The sequence below is a fragment of the Bradyrhizobium sp. Bra78 genome (assembly GCF_024519855.1).
GTDB classification, from domain to species: domain Bacteria; phylum Pseudomonadota; class Alphaproteobacteria; order Rhizobiales; family Xanthobacteraceae; genus Bradyrhizobium; species Bradyrhizobium japonicum_G.
Genome location: NZ_JALJRE010000003.1, coordinates 258,946 through 273,595, shown reverse-complemented (window position 1 = coordinate 273,595; position 14,650 = coordinate 258,946). Strand labels below are relative to the sequence as shown.

13 protein-coding genes and 1 riboswitch are annotated in these 14,650 nt (G+C 66.9%); of the genes, 8 read left to right on the top strand and 5 right to left on the bottom strand.

Annotation, left to right across the window (positions count from 1 at the left end):
• Window positions 1-5: 5 nt before the first annotated feature.
• Window positions 6-1,700, top strand: a complete 1,695-nt coding sequence (locus tag OC450_RS08735) for a ShlB/FhaC/HecB family hemolysin secretion/activation protein (protein ID WP_262047685.1) — start codon at window positions 6-8, stop codon at window positions 1,698-1,700.
• 96 nt (window positions 1,701-1,796) lie between these two features.
• On the opposite strand, the gene bluB is transcribed toward OC450_RS08735, so the two are convergent.
• The 3 genes from bluB to cobU are packed head-to-tail and all read right to left on the bottom strand — an operon-like array spanning window position 1,797 to window position 3,714.
• A complete protein-coding gene (gene bluB / locus OC450_RS08730) occupies window positions 1,797-2,429 on the bottom strand; it encodes a 5,6-dimethylbenzimidazole synthase (RefSeq protein ID WP_211383057.1) in 633 nt (210 codons plus the stop codon).
• Window positions 2,430-2,431: 2 nt separating this feature from the next.
• Window positions 2,432-3,214, bottom strand: a complete 783-nt coding sequence (cobS, locus tag OC450_RS08725; RefSeq protein ID WP_262047684.1) for an adenosylcobinamide-GDP ribazoletransferase — start codon at window positions 3,212-3,214, stop codon at window positions 2,432-2,434.
• Entirely contained in the window at window positions 3,211-3,714 is a 504-nt protein-coding gene (gene cobU / locus OC450_RS08720) for a bifunctional adenosylcobinamide kinase/adenosylcobinamide-phosphate guanylyltransferase (RefSeq protein ID WP_211383059.1), read from the bottom strand. Before cobU ends, cobS begins: the two co-directional genes overlap by 4 nt.
• A gap of 140 nt (window positions 3,715-3,854) precedes the next feature.
• On the opposite strand from cobU, the gene cbiB reads away from it, so the two are divergent.
• Together cbiB and cobD are read left to right on the top strand one after the other, a co-directional pair.
• Window positions 3,855-4,778, top strand: coding sequence for an adenosylcobinamide-phosphate synthase CbiB (gene cbiB, locus OC450_RS08715; RefSeq protein ID WP_211383542.1), 924 nt, complete (start codon window positions 3,855-3,857; stop codon window positions 4,776-4,778).
• Window positions 4,779-4,789: 11 nt separating this feature from the next.
• The gene (gene cobD, locus OC450_RS08710; RefSeq protein ID WP_262047683.1) at window positions 4,790-5,755 is read left to right on the top strand and encodes a threonine-phosphate decarboxylase CobD; all 966 of its coding nucleotides are present in this window, start codon (window positions 4,790-4,792) and stop codon (window positions 5,753-5,755) included.
• On the opposite strand, the gene OC450_RS08705 is transcribed toward cobD, so the two are convergent.
• Window positions 5,744-7,192, bottom strand: a complete 1,449-nt coding sequence (locus OC450_RS08705) for a cobyric acid synthase (RefSeq protein WP_262047682.1) — start codon at window positions 7,190-7,192, stop codon at window positions 5,744-5,746. The genes cobD and OC450_RS08705 overlap by 12 nt on opposite strands.
• Before the next feature lie 10 nt (window positions 7,193-7,202).
• Window positions 7,203-7,838 (bottom strand): cob(I)yrinic acid a,c-diamide adenosyltransferase, encoded by a 636-nt coding sequence (gene cobO, locus OC450_RS08700; protein ID WP_262047681.1) that lies wholly within the window; start codon window positions 7,836-7,838, stop codon window positions 7,203-7,205.
• A 40-nt stretch (window positions 7,839-7,878) separates the two neighbouring features.
• A riboswitch (cobalamin riboswitch) is annotated at window positions 7,879-8,097 on the top strand.
• 94 nt (window positions 8,098-8,191) lie between these two features.
• On the opposite strand from cobO, the gene OC450_RS08695 reads away from it, so the two are divergent.
• From OC450_RS08695 to OC450_RS08675, 5 genes are read left to right on the top strand one after another with little or no spacing between them, the layout of a single operon-like run.
• Window positions 8,192-8,566 carry a DUF1636 family protein gene (locus tag OC450_RS08695; protein ID WP_211383063.1) on the top strand — a complete coding sequence of 125 codons (375 nt, stop codon included), beginning with the start codon at window positions 8,192-8,194 and terminating at the stop codon, window positions 8,564-8,566.
• Complete coding sequence (cobW, locus tag OC450_RS08690) at window positions 8,563-9,612, top strand: cobalamin biosynthesis protein CobW (RefSeq protein WP_262047680.1); 1,050 nt, start codon at window positions 8,563-8,565, stop codon at window positions 9,610-9,612. The genes OC450_RS08695 and cobW overlap by 4 nt, the downstream gene beginning before the upstream one ends.
• On the top strand, window positions 9,612-12,860 hold the full coding sequence (gene cobN / locus OC450_RS08685) for a cobaltochelatase subunit CobN (RefSeq protein WP_262047679.1): 3,249 nt from the start codon (window positions 9,612-9,614) through the stop codon (window positions 12,858-12,860). Before cobW ends, cobN begins: the two co-directional genes overlap by 1 nt.
• Window positions 12,857-14,020: a precorrin-3B synthase gene (cobG, locus tag OC450_RS08680; RefSeq protein ID WP_262047678.1), complete on the top strand. Its 1,164-nt coding sequence runs from the start codon at window positions 12,857-12,859 to the stop codon at window positions 14,018-14,020. Before cobN ends, cobG begins: the two co-directional genes overlap by 4 nt.
• A complete protein-coding gene (locus OC450_RS08675; RefSeq protein ID WP_211383067.1) occupies window positions 14,020-14,649 on the top strand; it encodes a precorrin-8X methylmutase in 630 nt (209 codons plus the stop codon). The genes cobG and OC450_RS08675 overlap by 1 nt, the downstream gene beginning before the upstream one ends.
• Window position 14,650: the final 1 nt, after the last annotated feature.

Below are 14,650 nucleotides of genomic sequence, written 5' to 3'. Positions count from 1 at the left end.
TCGGGATGCGGATTTGGGGGGCAGCTTTTGGGGTCGGGCTTGCAGCTTGCTGCATCGCAGCCTCGCGCGCGCAAGTTCCCTCGATCAACCCCGGCGTGATCCAGAACGACATCGACCGGCAGCGCCGCCAGCTCGAGCAGCGGAGCGCGCCGCCCAAGCTCAACGGGCCGGCCGTGATCGGCGGCGAGCGGGAAAAGTCCCAGCTCCTGAGGCCGGGCGGGCCGAAATTCCGCCTGCGCAAGGTCGAGTTCAGCGGGTCCAAGTTCATCACGCCGGCCGAGCTCGATGAGATCGCGAAGAAATATGTCGGCAAGAACGTCGACATCGCCGCGCTGTTGCAGCTCGTCGCCGACATCAACGCCATCTACACCGAGCGCGGCATCGTCACGGGTATCGCGACGCTGCCCGAGCAGGATGCCAAGGGCGGCATCGTCCGCGTCAAGCTGACCGAGGGCCGGCTTCAGAAGACGACCATCGAGGGCAACAAGCAGACCCGCACCGACTACATCCTTCAGCGTGTCAAGGAGCCCGAAGGCGAGGTCCTCGACGTTCCAAAACTCAATCGCGACGTGATCTGGTTCAACCGGACCAACGACGTGCAGATCAAGGCGCTGCTCCAGCCCGGCACGAGCTTCGGCCTGACCGACCTCCAGTTCGCGGTGATCGAGCCGCCGGTCGACACCCTGCAGCTGTTCACCGACAACCAGGGCGTCGAGAACACCGGACGCTGGGAGGGCGGGGCCTTCTACAAGCGCCACGGCCTGTTCGGCGTCGACGACCGCCTGACCTTCTACGGCGTGCGTTCCGACGGCAATCTCAACGGCAACGTCGCCTACAGCGTTCCGGTCAATCCCTGGGGCGGCCGCGTCGGCGTCAGCTACACCGAAGGCAAGATCAAGATCATCCAGGGACCGTTCGTCTCGCTCGACGTCACCGGCCGCTCGAGCCAGGCCGCGGTCAATTTCAGCCAGCCGGTCTGGGTGACGCAGAACTGGCTGGTGCTGCTCAACGCCGCCGAGACCGAAGGCAAGACTGTGAGCCGCTTCGCCACCGTCGCCGTCACCGACGATCACTACGACAAGGCCACGGCAGGCTTCTCGGTGACCAATTCCGGCGACGCCTATTCGATCACGGTCTCTCCGGCCGTGAACTATATCGAATGGCAGGACCATGTGCTCGGCAACAACCGCTCGTTCAACACCTATACCGGCTCGTTGATCGCGACCAGCGCCGCCGGGCCGGCGAATTTCAGCACAAATTTGCTGGCGAGCTGGCAGTACACGCAGGAGAAGCTGCTGCCGGGCGACCAGATATTCTCGATCGGCGGTCCCACCACCGTGCGCGGTTATCCCTCCAACTCGGCGTCCGGCGACAGCGGCTATTACTTCAACGCCGAACTGCAGTACAACTGGTCGCAATGGCTCAGGGGTTTCGGCACCTACGTCTTCACCGACTGGGGCGCGGTGTATTCGACATTCCCGGGGGTCACCGAGCTGAGTTCGGTCGGTGTCGGCTTCTCCTGGACCTACGCGTCGTTCCTGACATTCGAGGCAAATTACGCGACGCCGCTGAAGGTGGCGGTCTCGACCCAGAAGCACTACGAGGCCTATGGCCGCGTGATCTTCCGCCCGCTGTTGATGTTCCAGAAGCCGGAAAATCCGACGCCTGTGGCAGCGGTTGCCGGCAAGAGCAAGTCGTAGAGGCGGATTGCTCTCTCTCGGTCGTCATTGCGAGCGCAGCGAAGCAAACCAGAATCTTTCCGCCAATGAACTCTGGTTGCTTCGCAGCGCTCGCAATTAGCGCCGCACCGTGAATCCCTCTGCTCCCCGCCTATGTTCCCATTTCGCCTGCTCGAGCTCAGGCTGGTCGCATTCTACTTCCGGATAGCCGATGCAGAGATAAGCGATGAATTTCCAGGAGTCCGGCACGTCGAGAATGGTGTGGATGCGATCCGGATTGAGGATCGATACCCAGCCGAGGCCGATGCCGTCGGCGCGCGCGCCGAGCCACATCGCGGTGATCGCGGCGACCACGGAGTATTCCGTCGTCTCCGGCATGGTCGCGCGGCCGAGGCCGTGACCGATGTCGCTGGCCTTGTCGGCGAACACGGCGAGGTGGCCTGGGGCCTGTTCGAGGCCCGACAGTTTCAGCGTGGCATAGCGCGCGGCGCGCTCGCCGGCGTAGGCATTCAATGCATCGGCGTTGCACGCTTTGAAATCGTCGATCACGGCGCGGCGCCGCGCGGCATCCTCGACGATGACAAAGCGCCAGGGCTGGCTGAGGCCGACCGAAGGCGAAAGGCAGGCGGTTTCGATCAGCCGCGCGATGGCGCCGTCCGGCAGCGGGTTCGTTCGAAAGCGGCGCACGTCGCGGCGCCACACGAACAACTCGCGCAAGTGCTGACGGAAGGTGTCGTCAAACTCGACCATGATCAGTCTCCCATCCGGAACGATGCCGCCACCAGCAGGATGAGGATCTCGCCGCTCTGCTCGAACGCGCCGAGGATGTCGCCGGTCTGCCCGCCGATCTGGCGGACGGCGAGCCGCGCCAGGATCAGGCCGGCGAGGGACAGCAGGATCAGGCCGACGAGCGCCTTGCCCGGCCCGAGCGCGAGGGCGAGGGTGAGCGTTCCGACAGCAAAGGCGATGGCGATGCTGCGGCGCGGCGGCTCTCCGGCGCTCGCCGACAGACCGTCGGGGCGCGCCGGCGCGACCAGCGACATGAAGGCCGGTACTCCGGCGCGGGCCGCGGCATGCGCAGCGCAGAGCGCCAGCGTGACCGTCCACTGGTTGGCGATGACGGCGAGCGCGCTCCAGCGCAGGCCGAACGACAGGATTAGCGCGCAGACGCCATAAGTGCCGATCCGGCTGTCGCGCATGATCTCGAGCTTGCGCTCGCGGGTTCGCCCGCCGCCGAGCCCGTCGGCGGTATCAGCAAGACCGTCCTCGTGCAGCGCTCCGGTGATGAGAGCAGTCGCGGCCAGCGCGAGCAGGGCGGCAGGGCCCGGCGTCAATCCCAGCCTGCTCGCGATCGTATAGGCCGCAGCGCCCGCGAGGCCGACCAGCAGTCCGGCGACCGGAACGGCCCAGGTCGCGCGCGCAACGGCGCCGTCACGGGCGGGCTTCGACGATGCCACCGGCAGGATCGTGACGAAGGACACAGCGATCCTGAGATCGGCGACGATGTCTTTCAGAAGTTCGGCGCGCGGCATCATTTCAGTTTCATCGGCAGGCCCGCGACGATGAACTCGACCTCGTCGGCAGCGGCCGCGACGGTCTGGTTCATGATCCCGGCGGCGTCGCGAAAGCTGCGTGCCAGTGCGTTGTCGGGCACGATGCCGAGGCCTACCTCGTTGGTGACGAAGACGACGGGACTTTTGAGGCGGGGCAAGGCGGCGGCGAGTTCGCTCACCTCGCGTTCCCAGGCGCGCTCCGCATGCATCAGGTTGGAGAGCCACAGCGTCAGGCAGTCCACGAGCCTCGCGCCGCCGCCATCGGTTGCGGCCAGCACCTCGACGAGATCGAGCGGCACCTCGCGTTCGATCCAGTCGGTTCCGCGGCGTGCACGGTGCTTGGCGATGCGCGCCTCCATTTCCGCATCGAGCACCTCGGCCGTCGCGACATAGACGGGCTGCCCGGGGAAGGCGCGCGCGCGCGTTTCCGCGCGCTTGCTCTTGCCCGATCGCGCTCCGCCTGTGATCAAGATGACGGCCATGAAGGTCTCCTGCCGGCCAGCACTAATCACCAAACGAGGCCAAAGACAAAGCCGAAATCAGACGGGCAGGGGCTTGCGCTCCGGCCGTGCTTTGCGCAACAGGGGCGGGACAGGAGGCGTGCGTGGGTTTTGCGGGTGCGATGGCGGTAGCGATAGCGGTGGATGCCCTCATGGGCTGGCCGTTATGGCTGTTCGCGCGGATCGGCCACCCCGTGACCTGGCTCGGCCGGCTTATTTCCACGATCGATGACGCATGCAATCGGCCGTCCGATCCGCCGGCGCTCCGTCGCGCCGCGGGTATCGCCGGCGCCCTCGCGGTGATCGCGCTCTCCGTCGCGCTCGGCTGGGCGCTTCAGTCCCTGCTTTCCCTGGGCTGGATCCAGATCGTGCTGGTCGGCGTCCTGGCCTGGCCGCTGGTCGCGCTACGCTCGCTGCATGACCATGTCGCCGCAGTCGCGGCGCCTTTGCAAGCCGGCGACATCGCCGCAGCGCGCGACGCGGTGTCGCGCATCGTCGGTCGCGATCCCGCGGCGCTCGACGAAGCCGGCATCGCGCGCGCGGCGCTCGAGAGCCTCGCCGAGAATGCATCCGACGGCATCGTGGCGCCGGTGTTCTGGGGCGCGCTGTTCGGCTTGCCGGGAATCTTCGGCTACAAGGCGATCAATACGCTGGACTCCATGATCGGCCATCGCAACGAACGGCACGAGGCCTTCGGCTGGGCGGCGGCGCGCATCGACGATGCCGCCAATGTCATTCCGGCGCGCCTGACCGGATTTCTGTTCGTGCTGCTCGCGCCGCGACGCTTTGAGGCGCTGTCATGCATGACGCGGGATGCACGCCGTCATCGCTCGCCGAACGCCGGGTGGCCGGAAGCGGCCATGGCGGGCGCGCTCGGCGTACGGCTCAGCGGTCCGCGCATCTATCATGGCAGCATCACCAACGAGCCCTGGCTCAACGAAGGCGCGCGCGATCCGCTTGGCCCCGATATCGGCGCGGGACTGACGGTCTACCGCCGTGCCATGCTGCTGCTCGCCGGAATCCTTGCGATCCTGGCTTTCGCGTGAAAGAACAAAAGATGCGCGAGCACGGTGGAAATCTCGATCTGGCCCGGCAGCGGTTCGGCGGGCGCGCGGAGGACTGGATCGATCTGTCGACCGGGATAAACCGGCTGCCTTATCCCGTCGGCGAGATCGGCGCGCATTATTGGAATGCATTGCCGTCGCGCGCCGAGATCGAAGCGCTGCACCACGCTGCGCAGCACGCTTACGGCACAAGCGCACCGGTCGTCGCGATGGGCGGCGCACAGGCCGCCATTCAATTGCTGCCGCAACTGGCGCCACCCGGCCGCGCCCGGATCCTCGCGCCGACCTACAACGAATATGCCGGCGTGTTATCGGCCGCGGGCTGGGACGTCCAGGAAGTCGATGAATTCGACGCGATGGCGGGCGCGGATATTGCGATCGTCGTCAATCCGAACAATCCGGACGGCCGGTGCCATTTGCAAAAGGATTTGCTCGCACTGCTGCCGCGCGTCGGCCGTCTCGTGATCGACGAGAGCTTTGTCGATGCCGTTCCGCAACTATCGCTCGCGCCGGAAGCGGCCCAGCCGGGACTGCTGATCTTGCGCTCGTTCGGAAAATTTTATGGCCTCGCCGGTCTGCGACTCGGGTTTGCTATCGGCAATGCGGCCGACATCGGCAGGCTCTCGGCAATGTCGGGGCCATGGCCGGTCTCGGGAGTGGCGATCGCAATCGGCTGCCACGCGTTGGCTGACAATTCGTGGGCGGAGGCCACGTCCGCGCGGCTCGTGCGGGACTGTGTTCGCCTCGACGTGCTGGTGCAAGCCCAGGGCTGGCGGCTCGTCGGCGGAACGCCGCTGTTTCGTCTCTACGAGACGCCCGACGCGCTCGCCGCGCAGGAGGAACTGGCGCGCGGCCAGATCTGGTCGCGTGTGTTCGCAAAGGAGCCGACATGGCTGCGGCTCGGGCTTCCCGGCAGCGAGGCCGAATGGACGCGCCTTGCCGAGGTGCTAGCGCGCTAGCGCGAGCAGGCCTTCGACATCGAGATGGGTTTCGACGTGAGCGGCGAGCGCATCGAGCGCGCTCTCGACCCTGGCATGATAGGGCTCGTCGCCCGTGGGAATGTCGAGCTTTGCCAAAAACGCCTTGCGAAAATCATCCGAGGTGAACAGGCCGTGCAGATAACTCCCTTGCACGCGTCCATCACGCGAGATCGCCCCTTCCGGTTCGCCATTCAATCTTGCGAATGGCTGCGCGCGATCCGGCCCGTCGGTGCGGCCGATGTGGATTTCGTAAGCCTCGATCGGCCGATTGGTCGCCGCATGCACCGCGGAGACGCGCGTCAGCGTCTTCTGCGGGGTCATCTCCGTGGTGACATCCAGAAGTCCGAGCCCCGCCGTGTCGCCGGCTGGGCCCTCGACCCCATCAGGATCCGCAACGCTGCGTCCGAGCATTTGATAGCCGCCGCAGAGGCCGAGGACGTGGCCGCCGCGGCGGTGATGGGCCAGGAGATCGATGTCCCAGCCCTGCGCGCGCAGGAATGCGAGATCGCCGCGGGTGGATTTGGAGCCCGGAATGATGACGAGGCGCACGTCACCGGGGATGGCTTCGCCCGGGCGCACCATCACGAGGTCGACGCCAGGCTCGAGCTTGAGCGGATCGAGATCGTCAAAATTGGCGATCCGTGACAGCGCGAGGCAGGCGATCTTGCACTGGCCCGGCTTTCGCGCATCACTCAGGCCCAGCGCGTCCTCGGCCGGCAGCTCGCCGGCGCGCGTGAACCAGGGCAGCACGCCAAGGCCGCGCCACGCGGTCTTCGCTTCGATCAGTCTGTAGCCGTCGTCGAACAGCGTGGGATCGCCGCGGAACTTGTTGATGACAAAGCCCCGGATCATCGCGGCATCGTCAGGGTCGATCACCGTCTTGATGCCGACGAGCTGGGCGATGACGCCGCCACGATCGATGTCGCCGACCAGCACGACCGGCACGTCGGCCTTGCGCGCAAAGCCCATATTGGCGATGTCGGCCTTGCGCAGGTTGACTTCGGCGGGACTGCCGGCGCCTTCCACCAGCACGAGATCGGCGCGCGCCTTCAACCGCGCGAAACTCTCCAGCACCGCGCCCATCAGTGACGGCTTCATCGCCGCATATTCGCGCGCACGCGCGGTCGCGATGCGTTTTCCCTGCACGATCACCTGCGCGCCGACGTCAGTCTCGGGCTTCAAGAGCACCGGGTTCATGTCGGTGTGCGGCTCGACGCCGGCGGCGAGCGCCTGCAGCGCCTGGGCGCGGCCGATCTCGCCGCCATCGACGGTGACGGCGGCATTGTTCGACATGTTCTGCGGCTTGAACGGCAGCACGCGCAGGCCGCGCCGCGTGAAGGCGCGCGCGAGGCCGGCGACGATGAGCGACTTGCCCACGTCCGAGCCGGCTCCCTGAATCATCAATGCGCGCGCCATCGTGGAAGACTTAGAACTCGACGCCGGCTTGCGCCTTGATGCCGGAGCGGAACGGATGTTTCACCAGCGTCATCTCGGTGACGAGATCGGCGATCTCGATCAGCTCGTCCCTGGCGTTGCGCCCGGTGAGCACGACATGGGTCATCGGCGGCTTCGAAGTCGTCAGGAACTCGACCACCTCGGCGATATCGAGATAATCGTAACGCAACGCGATGTTGATCTCGTCGAGCACGACCATGCGCAGGCTGGAATCGAGGATCAGCTCCTTGGCCTTCTCCCAGCCGGCGCGTGCGGCGGCGACGTCGCGGGCGCGGTCCTGCGTCTCCCAGGTGAAGCCTTCGCCCATGGCGTGGAACTGGCAGAGATCCCCGAAATGGCCGGTGAGCAGACGCCGCTCGCCGGTGTCCCAGGCACCCTTGATGAACTGCACGACTGCGCAGGGGAAGCCATGGGCGACGCAGCGGACGATCATGCCGAAGGCCGAGGAGGATTTGCCCTTGCCGGCGCCGGTGTGGACGATGACGAGGCCCTTCTCGCCGCTCTTGGTCGCCATGATCTTGTCGCGGGCGACCTTCTTCTTCGCCATTTTCGCGGCGTGGCGGGCGTCGGTTTCCTCGGCCGTCTGGGTATCCGGTTCAGGCGTCATCGTACCTGGTCCTTCGGCTTGACAAGAGGCGGCCGGGGGCAAATGGTGGCCCGGCGTTGGTTCCTGTCCTATGACAGGCGAAGAGGGAATGCGATAGGGTCCGAATCGGCAAGATTTGGGTCCAAAATGCAGCCGCCCCCGCGACCGTGACCGGAGAGATGCCCGAAGCCACTGATCCCCTGGGGATCGGGAAGGCGGGGATCGAAGGGGAAACCCTGCTCCGCAAGCCGGGAGACCTGCCAGCGCGGACGATCTTGGACCGGCGGACGGGGTGTTCCGCGACGGGGAAACGGACCTTCGCGAGAACGGTTCGTGGGCCTCTTCGCTTCCCGCTGTTTATTATGGAAGAGGCGATGACCGTCACACTTCACGTCTGCATCACCTGCCGCGCCGGTCAGACGCTTGACGAGGGCGAGACGACGCCCGGCAAGCGCCTGCATGGCGCGATCATCGAGGCCGGCGTGCCCGACGGAGTCAATGTGGTTCCCGTCGAATGCCTGTCGGCATGCAGCCAGGGTTGCTCGGTCGCGCTCAGCGCGCCCGGCCGCTGGTCCTACGTCTATGGCCGTCTCTCGGATGCGAACGCGCAAGACGTCGTCGCGGGGGCTGCAGCTTACGCCGCAGCGTCTGACGGAATCGTACCGTGGCGCAGCCGCCCGGAAATCTTCCGCAAGCAGTCGCTTGCCCGCATTCCCCCCATCGCCGTCGTGCCGGAGGCCGCCGAATGAATTCGCTCGCAAAAGTCCCGGTCACGGTGGTCACGGGCTTCCTCGGTTCCGGCAAGACGACGCTGATCCAGCATCTCCTCGCCAACCCCAACGGCAAGAAGCTTGCCGTGCTCGTCAACGAGTTCGGCAGCGAGGGCGTCGACGGCGAAATCCTGAAATCCTGCGCCGATGCCAATTGCCCGGAAGAGAACATCATCGAGCTCGCCAATGGCTGCATCTGCTGCACCGTCGCCGACGATTTCATTCCGACCATGGAGAAGTTGCTGTCGCGACCCGTCAGACCAGATCACATCCTGATCGAGACCTCGGGCCTGGCGTTGCCAAAGCCGCTGCTCAAGGCATTCGACTGGCCGGAGATCCGCTCGCGCATCACGGTCGATGGCGTGATCGCGCTCGCCGACGCCGAGGCCGTCGCCGCCGGCCGCTTCGCGCCCGACCCGATTGCTGTCGAAGCGCAGCGCGCGGCCGACGAAAATCTCGATCACGAGACGCCGCTGTCGGAAGTGTTCGAGGACCAGATCGCCTGCGCCGATATCGTGCTGCTGACCAAGGCCGATCTTGCCGGCAGCGCGGGCATTGAAGCCGCCAAGGCGGCGATCACAGCCGAGATGCCGCGCCTCGTGCCGATGCTGGCGATCACCGACGGCGCGATCGATGCGCGTGTGATCCTTGGTCTCGGCGCTGCGGCGGAGAATGATCTCGCCGCGCGTCCCTCGCACCACGACGGCGAGGAGGATCACGAGCACGACGATTTTGCCTCGGTCGTGATCGATCTTCCTGAAATCGCCGACATCGACGCACTGGTGGCGTCGGTGCAGCGTCTGGCGAGGGAGCAGAGCGTGCTGCGCGTCAAGGGCTATATCGCAGTGGAAGGCAAGCCGATGCGTCTCTTGCTGCAAGCGGTCGGCGAGCGCGTGCGGCACCAGTTCGACAAGCCCTGGGGTGCGGGTATCAGGCAGTCAAAGCTCGTCGTGATCGGCGAGCACGGCGATATCGACGAGGCCGCGATAAGAGCGGGACTCGGACTTTCAGGACCCGGCATCTGATGCACGTCGTTTTCCGCGAGAGCCGTGGTCTCGAGGAGACCGCGACGCCAAGGGACATCGGCCAGGACCCGGCCGATCTCGTGGTGCTCTCGTATTCGGATTCCGACCTTGCCGCATTCGCGGCGGGCTGGCGCCGCGGCCGCGACAGCCTGCCATCGTTGCGGCTCGTCAATCTTGCGGAACTGCGTCATCCGCTCTCGGTCGACACCTATGTCGAGCGCACGCTGTCACAGGCGCGCGGCATTCTGGTGCGCCTGATCGGCGGTGAGTCCTACTGGCCCTACGGCCTCGCAACCCTTCAGCAACTCGCGCAGGCGCGGGGTATCGTGCTCGCCGTGCTGCCGGCCGACGGTCGCGATGACACGCGGCTGGATGCGTACTCGACCTTGCCGGTCTCGACGCTGCGGCGGCTCAAGGTGCTCTGCGATACCGGCGGTCCCGTCGCGGCCCAGGCTGCGATCGCGCAGCTTGCGCTCGCCTCCGGCCTCTATGCCGGACCGGTCGTCGGCGAGATGATCGTTCCCGAGATGGGCTTTTATGATCCCGCGCGTGGTGTGATTGCCGCACCGTCGGACGGCGAGGGCAGGCCGCGCGCGCTGGTGACCTTCTATCGGTCCTATCTCACCGCCGCGGACACCGGCCCGGTCGATGCCCTGATTGCCGCGCTTCGTGAGAAGGGATTTGACGCATACGGCGCGTTTGTCACCTCGCTGAAGGGGGCAGGTGTCGCGTGCTGGCTGCAGGATTATTTTGCGAAGACTCCTCCCGCAGCGATCATCAATGCGACGGCGTTCTCGGCCATGGGCGACGACGGAACGACGCCGTTCGACGCCGTACCATGTCCGGTGTTCCAGGTCGCGCTCTCCACGGCGCGGCGCGAGGACTGGGCGGCGTCGCTGCGCGGCCTGTCGCCCGGCGACCTTGCGATGCATGTGGTGCTGCCCGAGGTCGACGGCCGCCTGTTCGCGGGCGTGGTGAGTTTCAAGTCGGCCGCAATGCGCGATCCCGATCTGCAATTTTCGCATCTCGCTCACAGGCCCGACGAGGAGCGCGTAGAGGCCGTCGCTGCGCGCGTTGCAGCCTGGCGGCGCCTTGCGGAGACGCCGGCCGCCCAGAAGCGGATGGCGCTCGTGCTCTCGACCTATCCGGGGCGTCCGCACCAGATCGCGCATGCGGTTGGTCTCGATGCGCCGGCTTCGGTCGAGGCTTTGGTATCCGACCTCGCCGATTGCGGCTTCGAAGTTGGACCGGTCCACGCGCTCGGCGAGACGCTGCTGGAGCGGCAACTGGCCTGGAATGTCGCCGATTACAGCGCCGCGCTCTCGCACCTGCCGCAATCGTTGCAGGATGATCTCGCGCGAGCCTGGGGCGCGCCGGAGGCCGATCCGAGCTGTCGCGACGGCGCGTTCCACTTCGCCGCGATCCAGTGCGGCCGCTCGATCATCGCGGTTCAGCCGGAGCGCGGCGATGCGACCACGCGCGATTCCGACTATCACGATCTCGCCCGCACGCCGCGCCATGCCTATGTCGCGTTCTATCTGTGGCTTCGCGCGCAGCGCATTGACGCTGTCGTGCACATGGGCGCGCACGGCACGCTGGAATGGCTGCCCGGAAAATCCGTGGCGCTGTCACAGAGCTGCTGGCCGGAAGCCCTGGTAGGCGATTTGCCAATCATCTATCCCTTCATCGTCAACGACCCCGGCGAGGCCGCGCAGGCGAAGCGGCGCTTGGGTGCCGTCACCATCGGCCATCTGCCGCCGCCGCTGGCAGCATCAGCGGTGCCGGAAGGGCTGCGAAGGCTCGAACACCTTCTCGACGAGTACTCGACGGCCGATGGCCTCGATCCCGCCCGCCGCCAGCGTCTGATCGCCGCGATCTGCGACGAGGCGCGCGTCGCAGGCCTCGAAGACGATCTCGGCCTCGATGCATCGGCAGCACCGGCCGAAGCGATCCCGCGGATCGATCGCCTCGTCTGCGATCTCAAGGAAAGCCAGTTCGGCGACGGCTTGCATGTGTTCGGCCGCGGTGCCTGCGGCGACGCGGAACGGGACGCGCTCCGTGCCGCGCTCGCCGGTAAACGTGTTCTGCCGGGGCCTTCAGGCTCTCCTTACCGCGGGCGCCAGGACGTGCTGCCGACCGGGCGCAACCTCTATGCCGTCGACCCGCGCGCGGTGCCGACGTCGTCGGCGCATGCGCAGGGCATCAAGCTCGCGGAAGAGCTGCTCCGCCGCCATTTACAGGATCATGGCGACTGGCCGAAAGGCCTCGTGGTCGATCTCTGGGGCTCGGCGACGATGCGCACGGCCGGCGAGGAGTTCGCGATGGCGCTGCATCTGGCCGGCCTCGCGCCGCGCTGGGATCACGCCTCCGGTCGCGTCACGGGCTACGACATCATCGCTCCGGCCGAACTCGGCCGTCCCCGCATCGACGTCACGCTGCGCGTCTCGGGCCTGTTTCGCGACGTCTTCGCGAACCTTGCGCAATTGTTCGAAGCCGCTTCCGAGGCGCTCGCGGCGCGCGATGAGGAGGGCGATGAAAATCCATACCGCCATCGTGCATCCCGCGTGTTCGCGCCGCGACCGGGGCAATACGGCGTCGGTCTTTCGGCGATCCCGGATGCCTTCACGGCCGAGACGCGCGACGCGGCCGGCGAAGCCTGGCTGTCGGCGTCCTCCTGGGCGTTCTCTGCTGACGGCGAGATCAAGCCCGATCGTGCGGGCATCGAACAGCGGCTCGCGTCGGCCGATGCCTTTGTCCACGTCCAGGATCTGCCGGAGACCGATCTTCTGCTCGCCGCCGACTATGCCGCGCATGAAGCCGGCGTTGCTGCGGCTTCGGCACATCTCGGTACGACGGGCCCGTCACTCTATCATCTCGATACGACCCGGCCCGAGCAGCCGCATGCGCGCACGCTGACCGAGGAAATCTCCCGCGTGGTCCGCGCGCGCGCTGCCAACCCGGCCTGGATCGCCGGCATGATGCGTCACGGTTTTCGCGGCGCCGCCGAAATCACCGCGACGCTCGAGCACATGGCCGCATTCGCGCACCTGGCCGGCGCCGTGCCGCCGCATCTGTTCGATCTCTATTACGATGCGACGCTTGGCCATGACGACGTCCGCGCGTTCATGGCGCACGAAAATCCGGCGGCGCTCGCTGCGATGGAGACATGCTTCACGCGCCTGCATGAGGCGTCACTCTGGCGAACGCGCCGCAATTCGATCGCGGCGGCGTTGCGGGAGGCGTCATGAGCGCTTCCGTGGTCAAGGGTTGGTGTCCCAGCGCACTGCGCCCGATGCAATCGGGCGACGGCCTCGTGGTCCGCGTGCGGCCGTTCGGTGGGCGGCTCGATGCGGCACAAATTTCCGGACTGGCCCATCTTGCCGAACGCCATGGCAACGGTCTGATCGACGTCACCAGCCGCGCCAATCTCCAGATCAGGGGCGTCAACGACAGCAGCCATCGGCGGCTGCTCGACGGCCTTTCGCAACTGGCTCTGCTCGACCCGGACGCTGACACCGAATCCCGCCGCAATATCCTCGTGACGCCGTTCTGGCGCACCGGCGACGAGACCCAATTGCTCGCCGCCGAGCTCGAAGAGGCGCTCGCGGAGTGCAAGCTCGACCTTCCGACCAAGTTCGGCTTCGCCATCGATGACGGCACCTCGCGCGTGCTTGCGGGCGATTCCGCGGATGTGCGGATCGAGCGTGATCGTTCCGGCGGGCTGCTGGTGCGAGCCGATGGCGACAAGCTCGGCCGCCCGGTCGCGCGCGGCGAGGCCGTGACCACCGCGCTCGCGCTCGCCGAATGGTTCGTGGTCTCGGGCGGCGCCAAAGGCGGACGAGGGCGGATGGCTGCGCATCTTGCCGCCGGGGCAACCTTGCCTGCGGCATTGCGCGGCGAGGCCGAGCCCGCCCCGATCATGGCCGCGGCGCGTCCCGGCCTCTATTCGCAAGGTGCGATGGTCGGCGTCGCCTTTGGACAGATGCCGCATGCGACGCTTAACCGGCTCGCCGATTGCGGACATGCGCTGCGCATGACGCCATGGCGGATGGTTCTGAGCGAAGCCAAGCGCGTGATGCCGAACGCGACCGGCCTGATCACCGAGGCCTACGACCCCGCGCTGCGCGTCATCGCCTGCAGCGGCGCGCCACGCTGTCGTGAGGCGCATGCCGATACGCGCGGCCTTGCCGCGGCCCTGGCCCCGAACATAGGCGCAGCCGCACGCCTTCACGTGTCCGGCTGCGCCAAGGGCTGCGCCCATTCCGGTGCGGCGGCCATCACGCTGGTCGCGACCGGCGCGGGCTTCGACCTCGTGCGCGCCGGGTCGACGCGCGATGAACCGATCCTGCGTGGGCTGAACCGCGACGACATCGTCAGGGATCCCTCCATCCTGATGGGAGGACACTGATGCCGCATCGCTACGAGACAGACGGCGCTGCGATCTATCGGCAATCCTTCGCCACCATCCGGGCTGAAGCGAATCTCGCGCACTTCACGCCGGACGAGGAGCAGGTCGTGGTGCGGATGATCCATGCCGCCGGCATGGTCGGCCTCGAAGCGCATATCCGCTTCACGCCAGGCATGGCCGTCGCTGCCCGCGCGGCCTTGCAGAAGGGCGCACCGATCCTGTGCGACGCGCGCATGGTCTCCGAAGGAATTACGCGCGCGAGATTGCCGGCGGCCAACGCCGTGATCTGCACGCTCGGCGACGAGACCGTTCCCGCGCTGGCGCAATCCATGCGCAACACGCGCTCAGCCGCAGCGCTGGAACTGTGGCGGCCGCATCTGGGTGGCGCGATCGTTGCGATCGGCAACGCGCCGACGGCGCTGTTTCATCTCCTCAACATGCTGGAAAATCGCGACTGCCCGCGGCCGGCGGCGATCATCGGCTGCCCGGTCGGCTTTGTCGGCGCGGCCGAATCCAAGGCTGCGCTGATGACCGATCCGCCGGTGCCGGCGCTGACGGTCGAGGGCCGTCTCGGCGGTTCCGCGATCACGGTCGCCGCCGTGAATGCGCTGGCGAGCCGGAGCGAGTAAG